The sequence below is a fragment of the Bdellovibrio sp. genome (assembly GCF_047637665.1).
GTDB lineage: Bacteria > Bdellovibrionota > Bdellovibrionia > Bdellovibrionales > Bdellovibrionaceae > Bdellovibrio.
Window position 1 is genome coordinate 227,393 of the sequence record NZ_JBLJBT010000044.1, and the last position, 24,942, is coordinate 252,334.

At 47.1% G+C, this 24,942-nt stretch carries 23 protein-coding genes; 7 read left to right on the top strand and 16 right to left on the bottom strand.

The genetic code is table 11. The features are described from left to right. The first annotated feature begins 1 nt into the window (after position 1). The 4 genes from ACM64D_RS16075 to ACM64D_RS16090 all read left to right on the top strand — a co-directional run bounded on the left by ACM64D_RS16075 (position 2) and on the right by ACM64D_RS16090 (position 3,942). Positions 2 to 1,735: an aromatic amino acid hydroxylase gene (locus tag ACM64D_RS16075; RefSeq protein ID WP_415064256.1), complete on the top strand. Its 1,734-nt coding sequence runs from the start codon at positions 2 to 4 to the stop codon at positions 1,733 to 1,735. Then, positions 1,735 to 2,523 carry an RNA methyltransferase gene (locus tag ACM64D_RS16080; protein ID WP_415064257.1) on the top strand — a complete coding sequence of 263 codons (789 nt, stop codon included), beginning with the start codon at positions 1,735 to 1,737 and terminating at the stop codon, positions 2,521 to 2,523. The genes ACM64D_RS16075 and ACM64D_RS16080 overlap by 1 nt, the downstream gene beginning before the upstream one ends. A gap of 111 nt (positions 2,524 to 2,634) precedes the next feature. Next, positions 2,635 to 3,405 (top strand): cytochrome b/b6 domain-containing protein, encoded by a 771-nt coding sequence (locus ACM64D_RS16085; RefSeq protein WP_415064258.1) that lies wholly within the window; start codon positions 2,635 to 2,637, stop codon positions 3,403 to 3,405. A gap of 12 nt (positions 3,406 to 3,417) precedes the next feature. Continuing rightward, entirely contained in the window at positions 3,418 to 3,942 is a 525-nt protein-coding gene (locus ACM64D_RS16090) for a helix-turn-helix transcriptional regulator (RefSeq protein ID WP_415064259.1), read from the top strand. Here ACM64D_RS16090 and ACM64D_RS16095 read toward each other — a convergent pair. The 10 genes from ACM64D_RS16095 to ACM64D_RS16140 form a co-directional block, all read right to left on the bottom strand. After that, positions 3,939 to 4,358, bottom strand: a complete 420-nt coding sequence (locus ACM64D_RS16095) for a hypothetical protein (protein WP_415064260.1) — start codon at positions 4,356 to 4,358, stop codon at positions 3,939 to 3,941. The two genes, ACM64D_RS16090 and ACM64D_RS16095, sit on opposite strands and share 4 nt — an antisense overlap. 5 nt (positions 4,359 to 4,363) lie before the next feature. Then, complete coding sequence (locus ACM64D_RS16100; protein ID WP_415064261.1) at positions 4,364 to 4,783, bottom strand: PspC domain-containing protein; 420 nt, start codon at positions 4,781 to 4,783, stop codon at positions 4,364 to 4,366. An 80-nt stretch (positions 4,784 to 4,863) separates the two neighbouring features. Beyond that, positions 4,864 to 6,048, bottom strand: a complete 1,185-nt coding sequence (gene ribD, locus ACM64D_RS16105; RefSeq protein ID WP_415064262.1) for a bifunctional diaminohydroxyphosphoribosylaminopyrimidine deaminase/5-amino-6-(5-phosphoribosylamino)uracil reductase RibD — start codon at positions 6,046 to 6,048, stop codon at positions 4,864 to 4,866. Between the two features lie 8 nt (positions 6,049 to 6,056). After that, the gene (gene hppD, locus ACM64D_RS16110; RefSeq protein ID WP_415064263.1) at positions 6,057 to 7,109 is read right to left on the bottom strand and encodes a 4-hydroxyphenylpyruvate dioxygenase; all 1,053 of its coding nucleotides are present in this window, start codon (positions 7,107 to 7,109) and stop codon (positions 6,057 to 6,059) included. Between the two features lie 369 nt (positions 7,110 to 7,478). Further along, complete coding sequence (locus ACM64D_RS16115; RefSeq protein WP_415064264.1) at positions 7,479 to 8,219, bottom strand: hypothetical protein; 741 nt, start codon at positions 8,217 to 8,219, stop codon at positions 7,479 to 7,481. 145 nt (positions 8,220 to 8,364) lie between these two features. Next, positions 8,365 to 10,950 (bottom strand): hypothetical protein, encoded by a 2,586-nt coding sequence (locus tag ACM64D_RS16120; protein WP_415064265.1) that lies wholly within the window; start codon positions 10,948 to 10,950, stop codon positions 8,365 to 8,367. A 78-nt stretch (positions 10,951 to 11,028) separates the two neighbouring features. Next, complete coding sequence (locus tag ACM64D_RS16125) at positions 11,029 to 13,722, bottom strand: hypothetical protein (protein WP_415064266.1); 2,694 nt, start codon at positions 13,720 to 13,722, stop codon at positions 11,029 to 11,031. Beyond that, entirely contained in the window at positions 13,715 to 13,864 is a 150-nt protein-coding gene (locus ACM64D_RS16130; protein WP_415064267.1) for a hypothetical protein, read from the bottom strand. The genes ACM64D_RS16125 and ACM64D_RS16130 overlap by 8 nt, the downstream gene beginning before the upstream one ends. 265 nt (positions 13,865 to 14,129) lie before the next feature. Next, on the bottom strand, positions 14,130 to 15,398 hold the full coding sequence (locus tag ACM64D_RS16135; RefSeq protein WP_415064268.1) for a DEAD/DEAH box helicase: 1,269 nt from the start codon (positions 15,396 to 15,398) through the stop codon (positions 14,130 to 14,132). A gap of 29 nt (positions 15,399 to 15,427) precedes the next feature. After that, positions 15,428 to 15,943: a hypothetical protein gene (locus tag ACM64D_RS16140; RefSeq protein WP_415064269.1), complete on the bottom strand. Its 516-nt coding sequence runs from the start codon at positions 15,941 to 15,943 to the stop codon at positions 15,428 to 15,430. A gap of 159 nt (positions 15,944 to 16,102) precedes the next feature. On the opposite strand from ACM64D_RS16140, the gene ACM64D_RS16145 reads away from it, so the two are divergent. From ACM64D_RS16145 to ACM64D_RS16155, 3 genes are all read left to right on the top strand, one after another. Further along, positions 16,103 to 18,091 carry a M13 family metallopeptidase gene (locus tag ACM64D_RS16145; RefSeq protein ID WP_415064270.1) on the top strand — a complete coding sequence of 663 codons (1,989 nt, stop codon included), beginning with the start codon at positions 16,103 to 16,105 and terminating at the stop codon, positions 18,089 to 18,091. Positions 18,092 to 18,153: 62 nt separating this feature from the next. Further along, positions 18,154 to 18,519 carry a rhodanese-like domain-containing protein gene (locus tag ACM64D_RS16150; RefSeq protein WP_415064271.1) on the top strand — a complete coding sequence of 122 codons (366 nt, stop codon included), beginning with the start codon at positions 18,154 to 18,156 and terminating at the stop codon, positions 18,517 to 18,519. Positions 18,520 to 18,526: 7 nt separating this feature from the next. Continuing rightward, positions 18,527 to 19,900, top strand: a complete 1,374-nt coding sequence (locus ACM64D_RS16155; protein ID WP_415064272.1) for an HAD-IG family 5'-nucleotidase — start codon at positions 18,527 to 18,529, stop codon at positions 19,898 to 19,900. Positions 19,901 to 19,941: 41 nt separating this feature from the next. Here the strand turns inward: ACM64D_RS16155 and ACM64D_RS16160 are convergent, their stop codons facing one another. The 6 genes from ACM64D_RS16160 to ACM64D_RS16185 all read right to left on the bottom strand — a co-directional run bounded on the left by ACM64D_RS16160 (position 19,942) and on the right by ACM64D_RS16185 (position 24,919). After that, positions 19,942 to 20,724, bottom strand: a complete 783-nt coding sequence (locus ACM64D_RS16160; protein WP_415064273.1) for a S1 family serine peptidase — start codon at positions 20,722 to 20,724, stop codon at positions 19,942 to 19,944. A 114-nt stretch (positions 20,725 to 20,838) separates the two neighbouring features. Next, positions 20,839 to 21,510: an ABC transporter ATP-binding protein gene (locus ACM64D_RS16165; protein ID WP_415064274.1), complete on the bottom strand. Its 672-nt coding sequence runs from the start codon at positions 21,508 to 21,510 to the stop codon at positions 20,839 to 20,841. Further along, complete coding sequence (locus tag ACM64D_RS16170) at positions 21,507 to 22,751, bottom strand: ABC transporter permease (protein ID WP_415064275.1); 1,245 nt, start codon at positions 22,749 to 22,751, stop codon at positions 21,507 to 21,509. The genes ACM64D_RS16165 and ACM64D_RS16170 overlap by 4 nt, the downstream gene beginning before the upstream one ends. Before the next feature lie 5 nt (positions 22,752 to 22,756). Next, entirely contained in the window at positions 22,757 to 23,536 is a 780-nt protein-coding gene (locus ACM64D_RS16175) for an efflux RND transporter periplasmic adaptor subunit (RefSeq protein WP_415064276.1), read from the bottom strand. Positions 23,537 to 23,634: 98 nt separating this feature from the next. Continuing rightward, entirely contained in the window at positions 23,635 to 24,345 is a 711-nt protein-coding gene (locus ACM64D_RS16180; protein WP_415064277.1) for an SDR family NAD(P)-dependent oxidoreductase, read from the bottom strand. Between the two features lie 13 nt (positions 24,346 to 24,358). Further along, positions 24,359 to 24,919, bottom strand: coding sequence for a hypothetical protein (locus tag ACM64D_RS16185; protein ID WP_415064278.1), 561 nt, complete (start codon positions 24,917 to 24,919; stop codon positions 24,359 to 24,361). Positions 24,920 to 24,942 lie beyond the last annotated feature (23 nt).

Sequence of the window (24,942 nt, forward strand, 5' to 3'; positions counted from 1 at the left end):
AATGGATTTTTTACCTCCACACCTTCGCAAATATGTCGTTGAACAACACTACGAAAAGTACACGCCCGTAGATCAAGCTGTGTGGCGCTATATCTTGCGCCAGCTCAAAGCCTATCTTTCTAAGCACGCCCACGAGTGTTATGTCGAAGGTCTGCAAAAAACCGGCATCGATGTGGAGCGTATTCCGCGCATCGAAGAAGTCAGCGAAAAGCTGCAAAAGTTCGGATGGAGAGCGTTGCCTGTTAGTGGTTTTATCCCTCCCGCCGCCTTTATGGAATTGCAGTCTTTGGGAGTTCTGCCCATCGCCTCAGACATGAGAACACTGGATCATCTTCTTTACACGCCCGCGCCGGATATCGTGCACGAAGCCGCGGGACATGCTCCGATTCTGATTCATCCAGAGTTCTCGGAATACCTTCGTCAATATGCACAAGTTGCCAAAAAAGCCATTATCAGCAAGGAAGACTTGGATCTCTACGAAGCCATCCGCGAACTTTCTGATATTAAAGAAAATCCGTCTTCGACAGCCGGCGAGATCAAAGCAGCTGAAGAAAACTTAGAAAAGGTTGGAAAATCCATCTCTCACATCTCTGAAGCTTCCGAGCTTTCACGCATGAATTGGTGGACCGCCGAGTACGGATTGATCGGAAGTCTTGAAAATCCGAAAATCTTTGGCGCGGGACTTCTTTCCAGCGTCGGCGAATCGAAGTGGTGCCTCAGTGCCAAGGTTAAAAAAATTCCTTTGACCGTGGATTGCCTCAAGATGGGCTACGATATCACCGAACCTCAGCCACAGCTTTATGTCGCTGCAGACTTTAAAAGCCTTTCCCAAGTTCTGGAAGACATGGCAGCACAGATGGCCTTCCGCGTGGGAGGCCTTCAAGGGCTGAATAAAGCGATTCAAGCGCAGTCCGTCAACAGTGCCGAACTCAATTCAGGTCTGCAGATTTCTGGACAGATTGTCGAAGCCATCAAAGCAAATAACGAAGTGGCTTATCTGCGTTTGCAGGGACCTTCGCAACTTTGTTGTGCAGACCAAGAACTTCCTGGGCATAACAAAAATTATCATGCACAGGGTTTTGGAACTCCCGTGGGTTTTTTGAAAAATCATCCCGCAAAATGTCCGTCGACTTTCACTGACGAAGAGTGGACTTCGTTGCTGGTCGAACCTGGAAAGGTCACTCGCCTTGAATACACTTCCGGTGTCGTCGTAACTGGAAAAGTGCAAAGTCGCCTGGTCAAAAATGGGAAAACTATTTTGATTACATTGACCGAAGCCCAAGCAGAACATCAGGGGCGAATTCTATTCTCTCCCGACTGGGGCACTTTCGATATGGCTGTGGGATCGTCAGTCACTTCTGTTTTTGGAGGACCCGCGGACCGAGAAGCTTATGGCGAGACCACGGACTTTGTCGCAAAACGAGTTCCAGCTCCCAAGTATTCCGAGAAAGAACTTTTAAAACATGCCCACTACGGTGCCGTGAGAAAACTTCGTGAAGACAAAGTCCAAGGCGATGCCCTGGTTCAGTCGCTGGAGTCTGTGTTGAATTCTCATCGCGCAGAGTTCTCAACAGACTGGTTGTTGTTATTAGAATCCCTAGAGCTTGTCACCGCTCGTGCGCCTCAGACTGGATTAAAACGACAGCTTGAAGGATATCTTGAAAGTCTTGCGAAAACCGACGAAAAGACCCGTGAACTTATTCAAGATGGTTTGAGTTTATCAGGAGCTCTTTAATGAAACCTCGACGTCCCTTTGAAGTGCGCATTGTTTTGGTGCGCACGATTTACGAACGAAACATCGGCGCGACCTCTCGCGCGATGAGTAATATGGGATGCGACAAACTTATCCTCATTGCCCCGACCTGCGACATCACCTATGAGGCTCAGCAGACGGCGGCCACAGGACAAACGGGATTACAAAATCGGGTCACCTATTCTTCGTGGGACGAGTTTCTTGAAAAAGAACCTGAAAGCATCAAGATTTGTTTCACGGCTCGCGATGGGAAAGGCCGTCAAGTGCGTGATATTGGTGATGTCCTCAATGATATCGCCGATCATGCGCCTCAGTTCCAACTTCACAGCGAAACTTCCTATGTTGTTCACTTGGTTTTTGGCCCCGAAGACTGGGGGCTTTCTGCGGAGGACCTTGAACACGCCAATTTCTGTGCCTGTCTTCCGACTTTTGGAGAAAACTGGAGTTTAAATCTGGCTCAAGCCACACTGCTTGCCATGTACTCGCTTCGCCTGCAGTGGGGTGGCGAACGCACCCTCCTGGACGGTGGAAAAACGCGTCGAGCTCCTCAAGGGATTGAGGGCATCAATCCCGATGCCTCCTTAAAAATATGGCTGGAAGAAATGGGTTTCGATCTGACGCGACAAAAGAAAATCAACGCGTACACCGTCCTTCGTCGCATGCTTTTGCAAAACACGCCGACCAAAAAGGAACTGGTGATTTTAGAAACTGTATTGCAACAGAGCATTCGTAAACTGCGTGAGTGGAAAGCCTTCCAAAAGAAAGATTGAATTGTATTCCCCCTAACGTATTGATTTCTTTGTTATAGGTCATTCGGTCTATAGACTTTTTAAATAAATGAGCGATTCTTAAAGCATCTCTCATCTTAAAAAGGAGCAGTTATGAGAAATCAGCTTGTTTACGATCTTCCCACCCGACTCTTCCATTGGATCTTTGCCGGTCTTTTTGTAGGATCCTTTTTCATCGGCAAAACAGTGGATGATGACTCTCCGCTTTTTTCATATCATATGCTTTTGGGCTTCACTCTGGCCTTTTTAACTCTTTTACGCATTGTTTGGGGATTTGTGGGTACGCGCTATGCGCGCTTTTCTGAATTCCCCCTCAATCCCGGTAAACTGGTTAAATATTTCTCAGATCTCGTGACGGCTCGTTCCGAACGCAATCTGGGACACAATCCTGCATCCAGTTGGGCCGCCATTGCCATGATGTTACTAGCCCTGGGGCTTGCGGTGACCGGCTACCTGATGTCGACTGGAGATAAAGAGGCCTATGAAGATATTCATGAACTCTTTGCCAATGGCTTTTTAATCATCGCCATTCTTCACGTGGTGGGCGTGGTTGTCCATACCCTCAAACATAAAGACATGATCGGACTCAGCATGATCGACGGCAAAAAGCAGGAGGTTTCAGGGGAAAATCCTATTGAATCCGCTCGCCCTGTCGTAGGACTTGTGCTTTTGGCGCTAGTTGCGGGCTTCTGGATCAACCTTATGAAAAACTATGACTCACAGACACAAACTCTGAATTTTTTTGGAACCAGTCTGCAACTAGGTGAAAATGAATCAGAAGAACACGAAGGATTCAATTCGAAAGAATCCAATAAAGACTATGCCGGTGAAAAAGACGACGATGATGATGACGACAATGACTAGCGGAGAAATTCAATGAACCAGCGCGAGCGAATGATCATCGTCAGTATTCTTGTTGCCATCGCCGTGATGATGGGTGTTGACGTGGTCACGGACTCCAGCCAGGGAGTTGCTGCATGGCACGTTCTCGCTGAAGGGGCTGTCGCCGTGGCAGCCCTTGTTGGTGTGTTTTTTATTTTGCGTGGATCCATTGAACTTAAACATCAACTAGCTCAAGAACGAAAAGATTTTTCCGAATTCAAAATCGAAGCTGAAAAGTGGCGAGCCGAATCGCGGAAATACCTGGAAGGACTTTCCAAAGCCATCGATCAACAGCTTTCAAAATGGCAACTGACCGCTGCCGAAAAGGAAGTCGCGTTTCTTCTTTTGAAAGGCTTAAGCCTTAAGGAAATTGCAGAGATTCGACAGACCAGCGACAAAACCGCGCGCGTTCAGTCCATGGCCATCTACTCGAAGTCAGGACTTGCGGGGCGCTCTGAATTGTCTGCTTTCTTTCTAGAAGACTTGCTGGTTCCCCAGCAAGCACAGGAAAACTCTTAAGAGGAAATCAGATCCTCTTGGATTTTATCTTCTTGGTCACGAATCTCACGCAGTTGTTTATCCAACTTCGTCAGAGCCGTGGCCATACTTTGACCCAAATCATGAAGCTCATGAATGCGTTTCAATGTATCGTCTTCTTCCCCACCGACCAGGCGGAGGCTCTCCAACTTTGCTGAGTTTAAATCAATTTCTTTCGAAAGGGATTCCATCTTTTGATTGAGCTTTTTTCGATCTTCAAGCAAAGCCTTGGTCATTTCTCGAATCTGATCCAGACTCAAGACCTCAAGCTTGCCACTTATAAAAGCATCATCTTCGGATTTTGTGGTCTCGTTTTCTTCGCCTTGAAAAGCATCCCAAAGAAGAGACCATTCGTTTTTGAGGGTTTTTACGATCGACCTACTACTGTCATCACCCATATATCTTAAAATACTCCTGCGCTCTTTGAGCGACTTGCAGGTTCATCGGCCTTAGGAACCAAAAAATAACAGAGGCCGTAACCCAGTATCGCAACACCGAAGGTTATTAGGGCTAACAGGACAAAACCAGTTCTTACGAGGCCCACCTCGATGCGATATCTCTTTGCTATTCTAGCACAGACTCCCAGAAGCTTTCTATCTAGAGCATGGTCTAGCTTGTCGACGCGGGGCAGACATACTGCCAAGATCAAATAAAAGAGGATTCCAGTCCCAAACCAGAGGACGGAGACAATCCAAATGACGCGCAATATCCAGGTTTCAATGCCCAAAGCATCTCCTAGACCTTTGCAGACCCCGGCTAAAGCCCCATCACTGGCGCGAGTCCAACGGTAGTTGATGGTGGTGTTTTGAATGCCTTCGGTCATGAATCGGTTCCTCTGCAAAGTAAAGTTTGTGAATCTATTCTACTTTGTCCAGAGGCTCTCAGCAAATCCACTTGAAGACTTTATAGGGTCCCCGTGATCATGAAATCATTCCCAAAAGTCAGATAGCGAGGATTCTTCACATGGATTTTTTCATTCATGGAAGAAATACGAATTGTTTCCGTCCAAGATCTGGAGCCCCCAGAGCCCATGATAATAGGGGCTTGAAACATATAAAGTCGATTTACAAGACGGTCATCAATGAAGGAGCTGGCGGTCATTGCGCCCCCCTCCACCATCACCGAACGAAGCCCCTGCCGATAGAGTTGCGCCAAAAGATCTTGAAGATCTAAGTCCCCGCCCACATTGGTTTTTACATAAACAATCTGGGGGGCCAAACTCATCTGGGACACGGTTTTGTCCACTTGCTCTTTCATGTCCATGGCCACGCACCAGAATAAATCCGCAGAGGCATGAACTTTGGAAAGCTTTAAATCCGAAAAGCGAGAAAGAAGCTCTGCTTCCGCATCAATGACGATCACCTTGTTTTTCTTTTCAATCGTGGGGTGACGAATATTTAACGAGGGATTGTCAAACTCGATGGTGCCCTTTCCGACCAAAATCGCATCATAACAAGCGCGCAAGTAATGCACATATTCTCGCGACTCGGGGCCCGTGATCCACTGACTTTCTCCCGAACGCAGAGCCACTTGTCCATCAAGGCTGGAGGCCATCTTCAATGCGACAAAAACTTTTTTCTGGCGAAAATTCCAAAGAAACGCTTCGCAGGCCTCTTCTAATTTGATTTTGATATCGTGGTCTTCTTCAGCATTGGGACTGGAAAATACCTCGGCCTCAATGCCAACCGCACGAAGAATATCTGCACCTTGACCGGCCACCAATGGATTGGGATCGATCAAACCGAAAGTGACTTTCTTCAGGGGCAATTTCGCCATGGTCTTCGCACAAGAAGGAGTTTTTCCCTCGTGGGCACAAGGCTCTAGAGTGACAAACACATGGGCTCCGCGAAGCTCCTCGGGAGACAAATTTTTAAGGGCATTCACTTCCGCATGAGGTCCGCCATAGAACTCATGATAACTGCAAGAAAGAAATCCGCCTTGAGCATCAAGCACCACGGCCCCCACCATAGGATTTGGACTGACTCGTGGGGCCCCTTTCGAGGCCTCACTGATTGCCAGCTTCATCGCTTGCGAGGAGGACAGCTTAGTTCCTCGCTCTGGAGTGGGAAGGTGCCAAATACGCTCCATAAATTTTATTACAGGTAGCCGCGTTCTGTTTGATCACGCTCAATCGCATCAAACAAAGCTTGGAAATTTCCATCTCCAAATCCGTTATGACCTTTGCGTTGAATCAACTCATAAAAGATCGGCCCAAAGGTGTTCTTCGTGAAGATCTGCAACAGATAACCTTTTTCGTCGCCATCCACCAAGATCGCGTTTTTCTCTAAGCGATTCATATCTTCAGTCACATTCGGTACACGCGCCGGAAGCATCTCATAGTAAGAGTGCGGAGGCGGCGTGAGGAATTGAATATCGCTGCTTTTTAATTTCTCAAGGCTGGCATTGATATCGTTCGTCAACAAAGCCACGTGTTGAATGCCTGAACCCTTGTATTCATCCAAATACTCTTGAATTTGCGACTTAGACTCTGTGGGCTCATTGATAGGCACTGAGAACTTGCCACAAGGTGAACGCATGGCTCTTGAAAGAAGACCGGTTTTTGTTCCACGAATGTCAAAGTAGTGCGCCTCATAGAAAGCGAACACTTTCGTATAAAACTCATACCACTTATCCATCTCACCTTTTGGAACATTGTTCGTAAAGTGATCAATCGCCAAAAAGCCCACTCCGACAGGAGCCTGGTCTTCGGGTTTCACCTGGAAGATTTCGTTGTAGAGTTTGTTTTGATTTTTGTCGTCCATGAAGTAGATCAACGAGTCACCGATTCCATAGATCGCAGGAAATGGTGTCGCGCCTTTTTGGTGATCGTTTCCATCGTAAGGACGAGCCCCGCGCGCGACCGCCTCGTTGAATGCATGGGTTGCATCAACCACGCGGAAACCGGTCGCACAAATGCAGTTGCCATGCAGTTTTGCGAAATCAGTCGCAAACGTATGAGGTTCACAATTCAAGATATAGTTGATGTCCCCTTGACGATACAGCTTGATATTCTTGCCGTGAACTTGCCCCACTTCTTTAAACGCATAACGCTTAAAAACTTGCTCGAAGTAATGAGCATCAGGACCGGAGTATTCAATAAAATCGACTCCATTAAGTCCAATAGGGTTTTTCTCTGTAATCGCGCCCACAGTTCCTCCTAAGTCAGAGTAATCACTGAGATTATTTAATTCTTTCTAAACATCGAGACAGTAGCCCTCTTTGACCACGATTTCAAGCAAGAAGAAGATTAGTAATTTCATATAGTTGCAACTTTAGGGGGGCTGCCTTTTTTCTGCGCCTCCACCCGGCTCCCATTAAAGGTCGGCAATTGTATGTGAGCCAACCTTATGTTTATTTATAAACAACCGATCCAACTGGTAGGGGGAGATTTGTCCAAATCACGCAGCCAAAAAAATCCTAAATGGTTTTATTATGCGCTGGGAGCGCAGACTCTTCTTACGATCATTCTTCTCGGAATGCTCAAGGATCTGATGTGGATTCTTTAGCTTCATTATTTTCTATTCAGCCTCAAGAATATAGGTTCTCACCGGTGGAGCATCGTCTTTATAGGTGTCCACTTTAAAGGGCGGAATCACAATCGTGTCCTGCATCTTTGTCACTTTAAGATCGCCGAAACGGCCTTCCACCTGAATGCCCGGAATACTTCTCAAAAAGTGCTCTAAAGTCAATGACTGCGCCTTCCCTTTGAAGTGAGTTGAATAGTTGGTCATGTGAATATAAAGCTCTCCACCTTTTTTGAGAAGATCAAAGGTCTTACTCAAAGACGTATGCATATCTCGGCTGTATGAAAGCACTCCGAAGACGTCGGTGATCAAGTCTGCTTTTTGCCATTTCTCGGTCGGCATGCTTTCAAAAAGACCTTCTTTAATTTCTAATTTTCCAGAAAACTTGGGCGGCGAAAACCAGCGATCCAATTTGTAGCAAACCGCCGTCGCCTGGGCTCCGTCGCGTTCATTGGGAAGAGATTTCAGATAATCAATCTGCGCGTTGGCTTTTCCCGCTCCGAGGTCAATCCAATGTTGATCTGATTTAAGATTTTTCAGACGGACCTTAAAGTCTGGATGAAGTGAAGATTCGTACTCCCACAACTCGCGGCTGGTCACAAACTTATTCTTTTCCACACGAGTCGAAGCCACCCATAGATCATCAAAGACGTTTGAACATGACAAGGCCCGTGCCGTTGAGGCGTTCACAAGAACTGAAAGTAAGATAAAAGAAAATAACGTCTTTTTTATCATAGGATCTCTCATTGCATCTAATTGCAATAAGTGTGGCCATCGACCTCTGAATCAGATTCAAATTAGAGGGTAATGAGCGCCAACAGGAGGGGATATCATGACGAACTTCTATACAGAGGACCTACGCACTAGTCAGCACCACCAGTTACGGTGCTTTCTCCCCGCCCAGCGTCCCCTGAAAGGTTCTGCTGCCATCTACACAGTCATGGTAAACATAGAGTTCCACATAATCCGTGGTACCGTTGAGGTAGATCAGATCACTGACTTGCTTCCTCGAACCACGCCCTGCAAATGTTTGGATCTCTGAATACTCATAATTGCTGCCGTTTTTATATAACGCCAACAATGTCGTGAAACTTCCCGAACACGCGACCACATTCTGTGCCGTTCCTGTCAGTCGATAGTAGCCTGGAATTGATGGAAAGAATCTTGAGTTAGTCGAATCAAACGCGTTTGCCGTATCAAAAGTTTCCGAACTAAGAGTAATTTTTGTCCATATGCTTAAAGGCACGGACTGGTTGCCGGAACTTACGGATCTGAACTTTGGAAATGCTGCCCAAGTGGCACTTCCATTCGCATCACTCACCAATAGTTTATCAGCCCCTTGAGTTCCATCTGCGATCTTCACCGCACCAGCCACATGCAATTTGGTATCTGGCGACGCGGTTCCGACGCCAACATTTCCGTTATAAGAAATTCCCCCGCCCGAGGACGTCCAATAGTTGAAAGCAGGTGCACTTCCCGCGCCATCGGCAAGAACTGTGATTGAGGCTTGATTCATGTTACCGGAAAGAAGGGTATAGTTATTGTAGCCTCGGTTTAAATTGAAGGAACCTCCATTGAAGCCCGCACGAACGCGATATGTATATGTTCCAGCCACTGGGGCTGGTATTCGCAATGTCGTATTGATAGAGCCCTCGTTATTGGAGTAGTCGCCTTCTTCTGCATGAACAGCCAATGCGTCAGTTCCAACCTGCCCATCCCGGAAGAGACCTATCGTGAACACATCAGAGTGATTTGATGTTTCTCCATAATTAAGATGTTCGATCTTAAAGTACAAGTAATCGGCAGAGTCTGGCACAGTCACGGTGACGGAAAGAACCTCATCTCCCTCTGTAACTTGAGGAATCGTGTTGTCGGCGGGGATCGTTCCGTTGAATGTCAACGTGCCAGTATCGCTACGTTTACTAAAACCAAGAACCCCCAACGCAGTTCCTGCGCTGCCCCCCGAAGACCAACCTGTAGAGATGTCTTTGCAATTAGCGCCACTTTCGTCACAAATCTCTGTGGCTCTGATTGTTCCGTTCACATCAAGAGCAACGGAGGGAGTACTGACTCCGATACCAACATTTCCACTGCTGCGATAGATATTGGCTCCAGATGTTGTCCAAAGAGCGTTCGTGATGCTGGCCGGAAGACGATTCGCATCCAAAGTTCCGCTAGTGATATTTGTCGCATTCGTCGTATCCGTCGTGGCAGACGTCGCCAGAGTTGGAAAGTCAGACACTTGAGATTTCGTAATCGAAATACTCACGCAAGAAAAACTATCTGCCACCGCAGACCACTTCAAACTTTGTGCGTCGGAACACGTTGGGGGATTGACTGCTTCCCAGCGAGTGAGTGTGGAGTTCCAGGTCAAAAGACCATCGGTGGGAACTCCGGCGGCAACATTGTTACCACGAATTTTAGTGACGGCCGTCGCGCTTTGAGTTCCCGTCACATCTCCAGCTAAAGATCCTGAGAAATTCGTCGCTGTGGTTGCCGACGTGGCCGTTGCCGCATTTCCGGTGATGTCAATGCCCCAACTTCCACTGGCATTGGTTTGAACATCACTCATTTTTACTTGTAAGTTGCCTCCTGAAACCTCAAGACCTGAACCCGGGGCGTTCTTTGCAAAAGTTTGCACCGTCGGATCACTTTCGACACCGACTCCACTTTCATCGGCGCAAGCCCAACTTCCTGATACTTTCTTTAGGATTTTTCCGTTAGCACAAGACAAACCTGCGAACTCGGAAATAGGCGTCGGAATACTAGTCAATTTATTGTAAGGCAAACTCACGATCGCTGAATCCGGGATAGAATCTACACCGATGGGGTCATAGGAAACAAAATTAGAGCCGTTCCATTTAATCGAACCACCCGCCGCTGAAGTCATAACGGTTAAGAATTCCTCCAATCGAGTCTGCGACAACACGCTGGAGGTTTGAATGAATTCGTTTTTTGACTTTCCATCCAGACTTTCCGCATTCACGGCAAACGCCATCGAACGCATATTAAAGTCCGCAACAATCGGTATCGAGTCAATGGTTAGACTGATTCGTAACTTCCTGGCACCGTTGGTAAGCGATGGATCAAAAACAGTCGTACCGCCATTAATACTCCCATCCACATTCAAACACGTCAAACCGGTGACAATCGACGAGTTGTCCATGATCTTCTTTAACGAAAGCCCGGGATCATATCCCACAGCCGGGCCGGTTCCAACGGCAAGATTAATGTAGCCATTGGAAATATTCACTCCAACGAACTGCTCCTCGCGAAGAACACAGTTATTAGGAGAAAGAATGCTTGCGTTGACCGTGACACCCGCACGGGAGGGATACTCCCCCGAGGGAAGTTTTATGACACCCTGAAAGCTAATTCCTTTATGGGTCTGCGCAATGGCGCTTTCAAAAGCAACGGCCTGCAGAAAAAACCATAATGATATAAACAGATACGTTCCAGATTTCATACTTTTCTTATCGGTTTGCTAAAACCACCAATTAAGTCTTACTTTGAGAATTTATCAAAAAGTAATCATGCCTCATAATCAGTTTCCAAAAACCACCACAAAACCTAATGCTGGATCTGAGTATTGTGAGCCTGATGAGCTATATGCCACCTGCACACTTGTTGTAGTCAAATTGTACGATGACGCCTGAAAAGCATAGTTCACTGCTGTGAGCTCGGGACCAGTCTCTGTCCGATTGCCCTGAAAGATCACAGAATAGTTGGCATCAGGTCGTACCGATGAAAAGTTAATCTGATAGCGTCCTGTATTGAGCTTCGTTACACTCGTCACTCCATAGGAACTTCGAATTACGCAAACATTTCCGGGACAATTAGTGCCATCAAAGTTCACCCAAACCTTAGCTGCGGGTGCGCCCCCGCTTCCACCTGAGGCCGCTAAGGAAACCCAGCCCGTGCCATTGCAATATTCCATGCTATGAGTTGTGTAATTATAGCGCTGGGATCCCTCACCATTCGCTGACCCCGAGCCGCAAGTTGAAACTGTAGCACTGCTCCCCGCACGCACAGCCCCATTCACATCAAGAGCCACTTTCGGATCATTGGTGCCGACGCCGACGTTGCCAGCGTTATAGTAAGCATTGGTGCCATTCTGTAGCCACTGCGCCGACGGACCCTTGGCAATATTAAATGCCTTTCCAGCCGCATAAAGCTGCGCAATAGTTTTTCCATCACAATCGCTGCTAACAATGGTCTCGTAGGAGCTTTGCGTTTTGGTGGAGGTCGTAAATAGAACTGTCATTGGTGTCGTCGATCCGGCGACCTGTCCTCGATAGTAGGTAAGGCCAGTAGGATTATAGTTATAAACGAAGAGTGGCAAAATTACCTGACCCCAGTTTGGATTGGTCACGTTACAAGTAATAAAGTCAGGCCATCCCGAAACAAAAGAATTATTCGCTCCACTGGTAACAGCCGCCGAGGTCTGAAGAGTTCCATCAGGAAAACGAATTCCATCCACTCCAGCGGTTCCACCGATATGCAGCTTTGCTAGAGGATTCGTTGTACCTATGCCGACGTTGCCATCGTTCGCAATTCGCATCGCTTCTGAGGCCGTATTGAAAGCAATCACACCCGTCTGATCCTGAATGACAGTCGCGTTGGATTGGATCGTCGCCGAATTGCTAGTTCTAAAAATATACGAACTACCACCCTGTGAAGTTAACCCAACTCCTGCGTAGGCCGAAACCCCAGCATTCGTATTGGAAATCATTGTCAAAGTTCCTGCATCTTGCGAATTCACAATTTGCAAAGAAACCGAAGGATTTGTCGTTCCTATGCCAACATTGCCGGAACTACGATAGATCTTTCCTCCCGATTCAGTCCACAGGCCATTCGTTATGCTGGTGGGAAGACGATTCGCATCCAAAGTTCCACTAGTGATGTTCGTCGCATTCGTAGTGTCGGTCGTCGCTGAAGCCGCCAAGGTCGGTTTATTTGAAAGATCCGTATAACTTCCGCTGGTGGCCACTGTCGACAACGTGGGGAAATCAGAGACTTGAGATTTCGTAATCGAAATACTCACGCAAGAAAAACTATCTGCCACCGCAGACCACTTCAAACTTTGTGCGTCGGAACACGTTGGGGGATTGACTGCTTCCCAGCGAGTGAGTGTGGAGTTCCAGGTCAAAAGACCATCGGTGGGAACTCCGGCGGCAACATTGTTACCACGAATTTTAGTGACGGCCGTCGCGCTTTGAGTTCCCGTCACATCTCCAGCTAAAGATCCTGAGAAATTCGTCGCTGTGGTTGCCGACGTGGCCGTTGCCGCATTTCCGGTGATGTCAATGCCCCAACTTCCACTGGCATTGGTTTGAACATCACTCATTTTTACTTGTAAGTTGCCTCCTGAAACCTCAAGACCTGAACCCGGGGCGTTCTTTGCAAAAGTTTGCACCGTCGGATCACTTTCGACACCGACTCCACTTTCATCGGCGCAAGCCCAACTTCCTGATACTTTCTTTAGAATTTTTCCGTTCACACATGAAAGACCGCTGATTTCTGAAAGTGAAGAAGGAACACTCGTTAACTTGCTATAAGGCAAACTCACGATCGCAGAATCCGGAATAGAACCTGTGCCAATGGGATCATAGGAAACAAAGCTTGTTCCATCCCACTTTACAGATCCCCCCGATGCGGAGGTGATTGCGCTTAAGAAGTCCTCAAGGCGCGCTTGTGTCACGGCGCTGGAAGTTTGAATGAAATCCGACTTAGATTTTCCTTCCAAGCTTTCGGCATTCACCGCAAAGGCCATCGAGCGCATATTGAAGTCGGCCACAATCGGAATGGAATCAATCGTAAGGCTTACACGAAGTTTTCTGGAACCATTGGTCGTGTTGGGATCAAACTCTGTCACACTTCCATTCACAGAACCATCGGCATTTAAACAAGTTAAGCCTGTCACAGTGCCTGAATTATCCATCACCTTCTTCATCGACAATCCGGGATTATGTCCTCCCACGGATCCCGTGCCGATGGCCAGGTTGACGTAACCATTGGAGATATTAACCCCATCAAACTGCTCTTCACGCAAAATACAACCATTGGGTGAAAGAATTCGGGCATTCACAGAAAGCCCCGCGCGGGTTGGATATTCTCCCGTCGGTAACTTAATAACTCCTTGAAAGCTAATCCCTTTGTGAGATTGAGCAAAAAGACCGAGCGAGAACAGCAGCATCCCTATCATAACCAGGCGCTTTGTCGCTAGGACTTTACTCATAAAACGCCCCTTCAAATTCAACACCATTTGAGAGAGTCTTCTTTTCAGAAACCTCTCCAAAAGTTCCCTGAATGACCACGCCATTCCCTGTGGTCACAACCTCGCCGGCAATAAAATCGGGATTTGCCCGTTGCATTTTCAAATTTGGATTAGATTCTGGATTGTCGCCAATAACAGAACGAGCGTTAATCAAGCTCGCATCAAGCGAACAGCCTGACAAAAAAACGAATAGTATTACCAAATACGTTCCAATATGCATACTTTCTTATCGGGCCACTGTGGTAAACCATTGAGAAGAATATGCTGGTTTCCACATAAAATGTGGATGCGCTCCCATAGGCCCACATGGATCGTCCAAGGTTGGGACAGTAACGATGAACGTGAATAGAACTTAATTTATTTGTAATTCAACCAGGTGACGCCAGCGACAGACGGCTGTAAAAATCCAAGACTTTAGGGTCGACAATAATCGAGCGAGGATTCCAACCAATTAAATGCAATCCTTCAGCTGAACGCAATCGACTGAGCGCTACATAGGCGTGGCCCGGTTCCCATAAGGAACTCAAGTCACACCACAGATCATCCAAGGTCGCTCCTTGGCTTTTATGTATGGTCGTGGCGTACGCCAGAGTTAATGGAAACTGAATCACCGACGCCATAATATTGCCTTCCGCGTCCTGCAACGCAAAAGAAGACTTATCCACCTGAACTTCACGTCCATTGTCTTTTTTGACGATGATCTTATCAAGTGTAATATCTGTAACCACGCCGCGAGTTCCATTCACCCAGCGTTTTTGCGGATCGTTTTGCAAAAACATCACCCGACATCCCAACTTCAACACAAGCTTCAGGGGAACGGGGGCGGTCTTCATCAAAATCTCAATGTGTTTTTCTGAGCCAAAATAGATGGAATCAATGGTGACTTCTTCTTCAGACAATTCATCTAATTTTTTTTGGTTAAACTTTTCCGCATGAATTTTTCGAGGAAAAAGGCGCGTTCCCGGATGATCTTCATCGTGAGTCTGAATATGATCATTTAAAAAATCACGCACTCTTTCAGTCACCAGACCATGCCGAACATCGCTCAGAATATCCAAGAAGAGATTATCAGAAACGCGCTGGTTATGGGAAAGCATCACGGACTGAAAACCGCTTTGCCTCCACACCTCGTTCATAAAACACCAGTCCCGCTGTCCCGTCTGCGTCACCGGAGGAAGTTGTGCAAAATCGCCCACCGCAATTATCCGCATTCCACCCCAAGGAAGTTTGGAGTCACGAGCCCTTTGTGACAGGGCCTCGGCGATCATCAAAGCCTGCCCGGGAATCATCGAGATCTCATCGATGATGACCCCCTCCACCTTGCGAAGACGCGCTAAAAGTCGTTTGTCCTTAGAGGCACGTTCATAAGTGGCATCAGGCCCCCCTTCCATAATTCCCAATCCAAAGAAACTATGAAAGGTTCGTCCTCCCAAAAGAACGGCCGCCGCTCCCGTGCTTGCCAGAATGGGCATTTCTTTGGAGTCGATGTCTTTCATGAAATGTCGGATTAAAAAGCTTTTTCCGCTGCCGGCGCCGCCAGTGAGAAATACATTTTCTCCGGAACGAAGAAGTTCCAGGGCATTGGCCTGTTCTAAAGAAAGTTCAATGGGCGTCTTGGTCATGACTGGAACGATCATGCCACCACATGATCGTCCCTACAAATCTTTTAGCGAGAGAATTTTCCGTTCAAAGTCACATCAACACGATTGACTTCGCAATGCTCGATCGGTCCTCGAACCGGATCTGGAACGCTCCAATCACAGCGACGCTCCGTCTTTTGATATTCAAGAATTCTCACATTGATCGTATTGTAGTCTTTACTGAAATAAAGAACGACTTCGCGTCCTTGAATGAAACAAGTTCCAGGATCGAAATAGAAGGCCGCAGAATCTACCGCTTCTTTTCTATTCACATAAACCCACTTCAAATCATTGATCGAAGACTTGCAGGATGACGGCATAAAGCTATCACCGCGAGAATCTTTAAAGGATAAAACAGGTCTATTTCCTTCAAAAGCAATCGTCATCTCACCACGGCGCCCCTCGAATGAACCGGAGTACACACCCTCTAACTTTTTTGCGCGAGCTAGATACTCGTCTGGGACCTCGCCATTTTCAATTTCAATGGTTTTACAAGCAACCAAGGCTGTTGTTGCGAGCAACATTAGTATAAACCGTTTCATAAGTACCCCCTCCTTTCCGATTACCCGAGATCTTTAGTTCTGACAATGTTCTCAAGTCTATAACGCCCTCGATCATGGTCCCGGGGTCTTTCAATTAAGCCCAAGCAAGATTACCATCTCTAATAACTCTAAACTGACAGAAAAGTAGGTCCTTCCGCTATGTTGAAACTGCTCTTGATCTCAAGCCTTGCCGCCTTTGTCTCTGCCAAACCCGCAAAATCTCCAGCCCCCTCCTCGGCCATCCCCGAAAAAAGGGAGTTTCCACTAAATACGTCCGTCAACCCCTGTGAAGACTTTCACAAGTACGTGTGCTCCAATGCCGAAGCTTCTTTTAAATTGCGCGACGATCGCAGCCACCACCTTTTTGCTTTTAGCGATTCCCGCGAACGTCTTTTGGAAGTGCAAAAGAAGTTCATGAAAGAACTTCCCTTGAAAAAGAATCTCGATCCGCGCACAGAACAAATTCGCGATTTCTATCTGTCCTGCATGAATGCGCCCGAAAAGGCCAAAGATGAAACCGCCGAAGTCGTGCGCATGACGACTGAGATTAACAAACTCAAAACGGCCGAAGAACTTGTTCGCTATTCTCATACGAACATTGCAACGGGATTTGGTCCTTTGATTTCTATCTGGGCTTCGCCTAATTTGGATGATCCTAAAAAAATGGATGCGATGTTGTATTCCAGCTTTATGCTTCTTCCTGATCACAAGTATTATGAGCAACCCGAACTGATGAAAGAGTATGAAAAGCTTCTGACTCTTTTCTTCCAAAACATCTATCCCCAGATTTCAAAAAAAGCCGCACGCGCCAAAGCACAAGATGTCATCGCTTTTGAAAAAGATTTCATCAAAACCTATCCTGTGACGGCAGTTCGCCACCAACGATGGAGTGAAAAACGTGTTAGCTCCCAGGAAGAGTTGCTGAAGAAATATCCTCAGCTTCAACTCAATCTTCTGTTTGAGAAAATCCCTGCGGAGTTGGTGATCAACACGCCCATCCCTGAATCGCTGGATTTTATCAACGCTGAAATTTCCAAAAAGCCTTTGCAAGTTTGGAAGGACATTTATCTTTACCGCGCCCTGCAAGATCGCATGGATGATGCGTATCAAAAGTATTTCAAAGCGGGATTTGAATTTGAAAAGAAATTCTTCGGTGGCCCTCAAAAGCGCCCGGACCGCCAAGAGCGTTGCACGTCCACGGCGACAGGCTATTTTATGAAAGAACTGGATGCGGCTCTTCTTCCGCAAGTCTTTCCAAACTTCGATGAAAGTAAGATCACGGAAGTCGGCGCCCGTATTCGCCAAAGCATCTTAGATGGGCTTTCCGCCAACACCTGGCTTTCAAAAGAGGGTAAGAAAGAAGCCCTGGCAAAAATTAAAACGGCTCGCCTGCAACTGGTGAAACCACACAACGACAAAGAGTGGGATTTTGTTCCGTTGCGCCAGTATTCGAAAAATCATTTTATCCAAAATCAAAAAACTTATAACGGAGCTCGCTGGGAAAAGAACATGCAAGAAATGCGTGAGCCCGCCAACCAGGACGCCTGGGGCATGGGGCCTCTGACCGTCAACGCTTACTATAGCAGTAATGAAAACAAGTTCGTTCTTCCGATCGGTATTTTGCAGTATCCCTTCTATGACAAAGAGGGTTCTGTCATTGAAAACCTGGGCGCCGTCGGCGCAGTTATTGGCCACGAATTGGGTCACAGTATCGATGACAGCGGCTCTAGATACGACTCAGCGGGACGTCTGAAACAGTGGATGACGACAAAAGATATTATGGAGTTCAACCTGCGCGGACAAAAAATGATCGATCAGTTCAATCAGGCTGGCCACGATGGAAAGCTGACCTTGGGTGAAAACGTCGCCGATCTGGTCGGATTGACGTTTGCCTACAACGCGGCTTTCCCTAAAGGCCAAGGCTCTTCAGAGGACAAGAAGAACTTCTTCATTGCCTATGGTCGTCTGTGGTGCTCAGTCACTCGTCCTGATTATGAAAAGCTGATGAGAAAAACAGATCCCCACTCTGCCGGATGGGCTCGCATTAACGAACAGGTTAAACACCAGCCCGCTTTTGCCGAGACCTTCCAGTGTAAAGAAGGAGACAAAATGACCCTTCCTCAAAAAGAGCGGGTGCAAATCTGGTAATTCTTGCTGTCGTTTGCAGCAAGTGTTAAGGTGACAATCTTGACCTGACGCAGGAGGATTCTGTGACAGTGAAGTTAGTCAACTTCGAAACAAAAACTGAAAACCCTCAATTTGATGGGGTGTACGACATCGCGCCTGCCGAACTTCAGCAGGTGCTGTCGGACGTAAAGATGATCGACGTTCGTCAGCCTGAAGAGTATGTCGGAGAACTTGGTCACGCTCCTGGTGCCGAACTCATGAGCTTAGACACTCTCCCTGATCACCTTGAAGAAATACCCAAAGACCAAACTGTGGTCTTCATTTGCCGAAGCGGGGCTCGCTCAGCCCAAGCCACTGCCTATGCCCGAATGAACGGATGGACTCACGTTTATAACATGCGTGGCGGAATGCTTCTTTGGAACAACCTTTTGCTCCCCGTTGAAAGATAGAAAAACTATGACTGGAAAAGTATTTGTAAATAGAACTTTGAATCTTAAAAAGATTCGCTACATTGGTGTCGACATGGACCACACGCTGGTCCGCTACAACAGTGAAAACTTTGAGCGTCTCTCGCACACAACCATGATCGAAAAGCTGGTGAAGCGGGGATATCCTGAAACTTTGAAAAAGCTCACTTTCGATTATAACTACGCCATCCGCGGCCTGGTGATCGATCGTAAAATGGGAAATCTGCTGAAACTCAATCGCTACACGGCGATTCGCGCCAGCTACCATGGTCTGAAGCCTTTGGACTTCAAAAGTCATCAAAAGCTTTATAAATCAACCTACATTGATCTTAGCAATTCGGACTACTTGGCCGTGGACACGTCCTTCTCTATTTCTTTGGCCAACCTGATTGCACAGATCGTCGAACTCAAAGACACCGATCCCGCTAATAAATATCCTGAGTACGCACAAATCGCCGACGATGTCTTGGACGCTTTGGATGAAGCGCACCGTGATGGTTCCTTGAAAGACACCGTGAAAAAAAATCTGGATCACTACATCATTAAAGATCCTGAGTTGGTGGCCGGACTTGAAAAATTTCGCCGACATGGCAAGAAGATCTTTGTTTTAACGAACTCGGACTTCCATTACACCAAATTGCTTTTGGACTATGCGGTTCAGCCCTTCCTGAAAGACTACAAGTCTTGGCAGGATCTTTTTGAGTTCGTAATCACCTTTGCCTCCAAACCTAAGTTCTTCTATGAAAGTCAGAAGTACCTTCGCGTTAATCCCGCAGATGGCACCATGACCAACATGGAAGGCAAATTGACCCCGGGAATCTACCAGGGCGGAAATGCAAAAAAGTTCACCGCCGACTTGGATCTTGCCGGCGACGACATCCTGTATATCGGGGATCACATCTACGGTGACATTCTTCGTTTGAAGAAGGACTGTAACTGGAGAACGGCGATGGTCATCGAAGAACTTGATGAAGAGGTCAACAACAACAAGAAGGCGGAACCTTTAAATCAGGAAATCGAAGTCTTGATGAAAAAGAAAGAGCCCTTGGAAGATGAATTGACAGAACTTATGACTCGAAAAATCGAGAAAGCAGCAAACGTCAGCGAACAGCAGATCGAGACTTTGCAAAAAACGATTTCAGAGATTGATGCACAGATCAGTCAGCTCATCAAAAAACAGCAGTCGATGTATAACAGCAACTGGGGTCAACTCATGAGAGCTGGAAATGAGGAAAGTTACTTCGCCTATCAGTTGGATCGCTATGCCTGTGTGTACATGGAAAAACTGGGAGACCTTTTAGATCTTTCTCCAAGAACTTACTTCCGGGCACCGCGCCGCCCGCTGGCCCACGAAATCTACTAAAAACGAAGGGGAAAGGTTCAAAGCCTTTCCCCTTTTTAATTTTAGCGCGCTGTCTGTTCAATCCAAGTCGTCGCTTCATTGACCTTGGCGTAAACTCCCGGAAGGTTGGCCCGAGCACACCCCTCACCCCAGCTCACAACACCGATCAAGACATTTTGTCCCATCATGCCACCGCGGGCGATCAGGGGGCCACCGCTATCACCTTGGCAAGAGTCTTTGCCTCCACGAGGATAGCCTGCGCAAAGCATACGGTCGGTGATGGCATTTTTATAGTTCTTATTGCAAATCACATGGGGCACCAGCGGCACATCCACTTTTTGCAAACGCGAAGGCAAGCCGAATGAATTTTCTTTGGTCGCGCCCCAACCTGCGACTGTCGCCACAATCTGTCCATCAGCGCTGTCTGGGATATCAATTTCCGTCGTGTTAATGGCAATCGGATCATAGGCCGAGTCCTTTTCCAACTCAATTAAAGCAAAATCGAAGTCGGCGTTTTTATCGGCATACTGCGGATGCGCAATAATGCGCTTAGGCTTAAGAACTTCCGCCTTGGATATGCTCTTTTGATCGTGCAAACCAATAACCACACTTTTAATCGTGGAACCCTTCACACAGTGAGCGGCCGTCAGAACCCAGTTCTTCTTAATCAACGAGGCTCCGCAGAAATGCCCTGAAGACCCCTGCAAAGACACGATGAATGGAAACTCGCCCTCTGTCGCTTCAGTTCCTCCAACGATTTTTGATTGAAAATCCCCGGTCTTCGCAAACGAGACCGAAGCGGCAAAAATAAGACCTACCATCATAAGATGATTCATGAATTTCATTACTATTCCCCTCTTGTCGTAATGAGACTTTAACCTTGCTCAATTTCACAGCATTGTTCTCATTACGACAAAGGTTTGTATTAGAACCCAGACGTAGGTAGGGGGAATTTGTTTCTAGCGATCTCGATTTCGATCTGCCAAACGACCATCAATCAAATAGATTTCCCGATCTGCCTGCGCGGCAAAGTCGGGCTCATGGGTGACCAGGGCGATTGTGGTTCCCAACTCTTTATTGGTTCTTTTTAAAATCTGCATCACGATATCCGCATTGCGCGTATCCAGATTTCCGGTCGGCTCATCGGCAAAGATATAACGTGGCTGCATGATCAAAGCCCGCGCAATGGCCACACGCTGCTGTTCCCCACCCGACATTTGCGAAGGAAGTTTATCCTTCTGTTTAATGACGTTGAGTTCTTCTAACAACGACTCTGCCATCTTTGTCTTTTCTTGGATCAATCCCAAATTTCTTGCTGGCAAAAGAACATTTTCTAAAGCCGTCAATTCAGGCAACAAATAGTGAAACTGAAAGACGAAGCCGACATTTTTATTTCTAAAATGATGGACCTGTTCAATATTCATTGTGCCAATATCACGACCATCAATAAGAACTTGCCCCTGTGTTGCCGAATCCAAAGTGCTAATAATATATAACAAAGTACTTTTGCCGCTTCCCGATCTTCCCGAGATCGAGACAAACTCTCCATCACCAATGGTAAAACTCAGATCATGCAGAATACGCTGCGGAGGTGTTCCAAATTCTTTGATAATTCCACGACACTCAATCATGATTCAGACCTTATAATATCAATAGGAGTCAAACGGCTGGCCTCCCAGGCCGGAATATAACTTGCGATGAAAGAAGCAATATTGGCAGTCACAAACGCCGTCACATAGATGGACCAGTCATAACTCATCAGAAGGTGATTGCTGCCTCCGATTTCAAATCCAAAATCAATCGACCCCACCCACACACACATCAAAAATCCTAAAACCAATCCCAGAAGGCCGCCTGCAATCCCCAGCATGAATCCTTGATAAAGGATTAACTCTAAGATGCGTTTGGGCGAATACCCAATCGCACGTAAGATGGCAATCTCGCGGCGTTTTTGATTAATCATAATCGTAAGAACATTGTAAATCCCAAAGGCCGCCACAATCAGAATCGCCGTGGTGATGAAATATCGGGAAAAGTCCTGCACCTGAATCATCTCCATGAATGCCTTGTTGGCCTCTTGCCAATCTTCGACCTTGTCGGAGCTGATCATCTGCCAGAAATCGGCGATCTCTGATGATTTGTCGATATCCAACAAAGCCACGGCAATCTCAGTGATGCGTCCGGGACTTTTGGTCAAGGTTTGCACGTTTTTTAGATGAGCATAAGAGATCGATTCATCCAGTTGTTTATTTCCAAAGTGAACAATGCCGACGATCTTATACGGACGACTGGCGCCAATTCCGACACCCACATTAATAACCTGATTCAGCCGAGCCCCCAATTTGCTGGCAACTCCACTTCCCACAACCAGATTATTGCCTCCGCCCCTCAATGCTGAAAAGGACCCCTCTTTCAGATACTTCTCTACATTCGTTAAACGAGTATGACGTTCTGGAATAGTGCCTAACAATCCCACCGATACAGAAAACTTACCGTTCGTCAGAAGGGCGTTGGTATTTAAGCGCGGCGAAAAATCAAAGACCTCAGCATCATCAGAAAGTCGTTGATACCATCCCTGATAGTTCTGCAAGCGAGCCTCGTCACGTTTTCCTCCCGGCGGCACTCGCCAAAACACCTTCCCCTCAGGACCGTAAAGCGCCTCGGTGACGTCTTTTGCTAAGATGTCTTGTTCAGCGCCGGTAATCAGAATATGAGCGGTATTATTCAAAAGTTGTTCAGAGATGTACTGACGCATCCCCAGCTGAATCCCCGAGATACTGACAAACAAAAGAGTTCCAAAACTGATTCCCAAAAGAATCAGCATGGTTTGTTTCTTCCTCGACATCAGTTGGCGCCACGAAAGAAAAAACATCGCGTTTACTCCTTCGGCACAAGGATTTCATCAGAAGGTTGCAAATCGCTGTTCTTGATTTCCGCGGAAAGACCGTCCACCAGTCCCACTTCCACTTTGACCTTTTGAATGCGTCCGTCGCGATCGACCGTCAATGTTCCATTTCTAAGAGCTTTCAAAGGGACCAAGGTGCCTTTGATCTTTCCGATTTCAATCGACACGTCCGCGGTCATGCCGGGCAAAATACTGGCGCTCAGATTGTTGATTTCAATATCGGCAATAAACTCGTCCCCTTTGGGGAAGATGGCTTTGACTTTGCCGGCAAGGACTTCGCCTCGCAAAGACTCAAAAGATACGCGGGCCGTTTGATCTTTTTGAATTCGCAAAGCGCCTTCCTGCTCAACTGAGAGTTCGATAAAACGATCCTTCAAATCTTCCATGCGCAGAATCACACTTTGCGGAAGCGCCGTTTCCCCTTCAAAGTTGTTAATCATCGTGACCGTCCCATCAAAGGGCGCCTTAAAGATCACGTTACTATCAATACGCACAAGGTTCTGGCCCGCTTTAACAATATCCCCTTCATTAACGTAGAGCTCTCGCACAGTAGAAATCACCCCGAGCTTCACCTCGTAACGACGGTTCGACTTCACCTTCCCTAAACCATAAACGGCCTCGGTCACTTCTCCCGTCTTGGGATGCACTCGTGAATACTGCTTACTTTGGACCACTCGCTGAACAATGCTTCCAGCGATGACAAGAACAATCACTACCACCGATAAAATAGCTAAAACCTTAAGTCGCTTCACATAAACCTCACCCCAAAAGCATAACAAAGAAACCCAAAGGTGCCTGTTTCTTTTTTAGGTCTACGGTGCAGCAAATTGTATTTACTAAAAGGAGCAAATTACCACGGCAGGGGCTCGCCATCGCGGTAAAACCCACCATTAGGCCCGCCCTTCGGAAGTGTGGCCGCCCAAAGGATGCCTTTGATCCCTTGCTCGATAGAACGATCGGCATTCGGCCCCCCCATATCCGTGCGCACCCACCCCGGAGAGACCGAGTTCACGCAGATGTCAGCGCCCTGGACTTCACTCGCGAAAAGATTGGTGACCATATTTAAAGCGGTCTTGGAAAGACGATAGGCCGCCGAGGCCGACTGAGGCGTCGACAACTGAGCCATGCCACTAGAGACATTCACAATGCGGCCATAGCCTTCTTGTCTCATCAAAGGAAATATCTTTTGAGTTAAAAGAAACGGGCCCACTGTGTTGGTCGTAAAAGTTTTCTGAATGGTCGCCGCTTTGGTTTTTAAAACAGAGCCGTTACCGCCATCTTCACTGTCGATCAAGATGCCCGCGTTATTAACCAACACATCCACAAAACCATAATCCCGACGAACCTGTTCAACAAAATCATTGATACTTTTTTCGGACGCCAGATCAAGCTTCATTGGCACAACATCCAGGTCCTTCATCTTGAGGGAATTAATCTGCTTCTGGGCTTTGTCGGGATTTCTCATGGCCATCAAAACCTTAAATCCTCTTTGCGCCAGAGCTTCGCTTGTCGCTAATCCCAAACCTCGGTTTGCTCCCGTCACAATGGCTATTTTTTTCATTTTTAAAGACCCCTTAATTTGGACGAGGAACAGGGCGTTCCTCTTGCGTGGGAACCAGAACACCCGTTGTCCAGTTGCGCTGATCAATCACACACTCGCTTGAGATCACGCGCCAGCGCTCAATCGGATATGAATACACAGTTTCCACCCAGCCCCAACCATTCCAATCAATCACCCGGCGATAGCCGTGACCATTGCCATCACGGACCGAACGAGTTTCACGATGGAAAGTTAAAAGAGGATAGTGAAGTTTCAATTTCCCCTCGGCCGTCAACTGAGCTTGAGCGGACTCATCAAAGACGCAGCCATAATAACCATCCAAACTGCGCAAGCGGCCTTGCAAAATCTCTCCAGGCATCACCTCACGATGGCTAGGCACTCTAAATTCAAAGAAGTAATCGGAAGGAGCTCCATTGGAATAATAACTGCGGGTTTTCAAAGTCAGAAGACCGTTGAATTCGACCAAACGAACCAGCATTCCACCGTCTTCAGCCCTCCATGTGCCTTCAAGATTACTTTCGGCGCGAGCATTGAGACTCATCATCAAAGTCAGGATTGCAATTAGAAACTTCATTTCTTCCTCCGACTGGTTGAATG

What these genes read in the sequence shown, in the direction of transcription:
- ACM64D_RS16075 (WP_415064256.1), top strand. Translation starts at nt 2, where the DNA reads ATGGATTTTTTACCTCCACACCTTCGCAAATATGTCGTTGAACAACAC.
- ACM64D_RS16080 (WP_415064257.1), top strand. Translation starts at nt 1,735, where the DNA reads ATGAAACCTCGACGTCCCTTTGAAGTGCGCATTGTTTTGGTGCGCACG.
- ACM64D_RS16085 (WP_415064258.1), top strand. Translation starts at nt 2,635, where the DNA reads ATGAGAAATCAGCTTGTTTACGATCTTCCCACCCGACTCTTCCATTGG.
- ACM64D_RS16090 (WP_415064259.1), top strand. Translation starts at nt 3,418, where the DNA reads ATGAACCAGCGCGAGCGAATGATCATCGTCAGTATTCTTGTTGCCATC.
- ACM64D_RS16095 (WP_415064260.1), bottom strand. Translation starts at nt 4,358, where the DNA reads ATGGGTGATGACAGTAGTAGGTCGATCGTAAAAACCCTCAAAAACGAA.
- ACM64D_RS16100 (WP_415064261.1), bottom strand. Translation starts at nt 4,783, where the DNA reads ATGACCGAAGGCATTCAAAACACCACCATCAACTACCGTTGGACTCGC.
- ribD (WP_415064262.1), bottom strand. Translation starts at nt 6,048, where the DNA reads ATGGAGCGTATTTGGCACCTTCCCACTCCAGAGCGAGGAACTAAGCTG.
- ACM64D_RS16115 (WP_415064264.1), bottom strand. Translation starts at nt 8,219, where the DNA reads ATGATAAAAAAGACGTTATTTTCTTTTATCTTACTTTCAGTTCTTGTG.
- ACM64D_RS16120 (WP_415064265.1), bottom strand. Translation starts at nt 10,950, where the DNA reads ATGAAATCTGGAACGTATCTGTTTATATCATTATGGTTTTTTCTGCAG.
- ACM64D_RS16125 (WP_415064266.1), bottom strand. Translation starts at nt 13,722, where the DNA reads ATGAGTAAAGTCCTAGCGACAAAGCGCCTGGTTATGATAGGGATGCTG.
- ACM64D_RS16135 (WP_415064268.1), bottom strand. Translation starts at nt 15,398, where the DNA reads ATGATCGTTCCAGTCATGACCAAGACGCCCATTGAACTTTCTTTAGAA.
- ACM64D_RS16140 (WP_415064269.1), bottom strand. Translation starts at nt 15,943, where the DNA reads ATGAAACGGTTTATACTAATGTTGCTCGCAACAACAGCCTTGGTTGCT.
- ACM64D_RS16145 (WP_415064270.1), top strand. Translation starts at nt 16,103, where the DNA reads ATGTTGAAACTGCTCTTGATCTCAAGCCTTGCCGCCTTTGTCTCTGCC.
- ACM64D_RS16155 (WP_415064272.1), top strand. Translation starts at nt 18,527, where the DNA reads ATGACTGGAAAAGTATTTGTAAATAGAACTTTGAATCTTAAAAAGATT.
- ACM64D_RS16160 (WP_415064273.1), bottom strand. Translation starts at nt 20,724, where the DNA reads ATGAAATTCATGAATCATCTTATGATGGTAGGTCTTATTTTTGCCGCT.
- ACM64D_RS16165 (WP_415064274.1), bottom strand. Translation starts at nt 21,510, where the DNA reads ATGATTGAGTGTCGTGGAATTATCAAAGAATTTGGAACACCTCCGCAG.
- ACM64D_RS16170 (WP_415064275.1), bottom strand. Translation starts at nt 22,751, where the DNA reads ATGTTTTTTCTTTCGTGGCGCCAACTGATGTCGAGGAAGAAACAAACC.
- ACM64D_RS16180 (WP_415064277.1), bottom strand. Translation starts at nt 24,345, where the DNA reads ATGAAAAAAATAGCCATTGTGACGGGAGCAAACCGAGGTTTGGGATTA.
- ACM64D_RS16185 (WP_415064278.1), bottom strand. Translation starts at nt 24,919, where the DNA reads ATGAAGTTTCTAATTGCAATCCTGACTTTGATGATGAGTCTCAATGCT.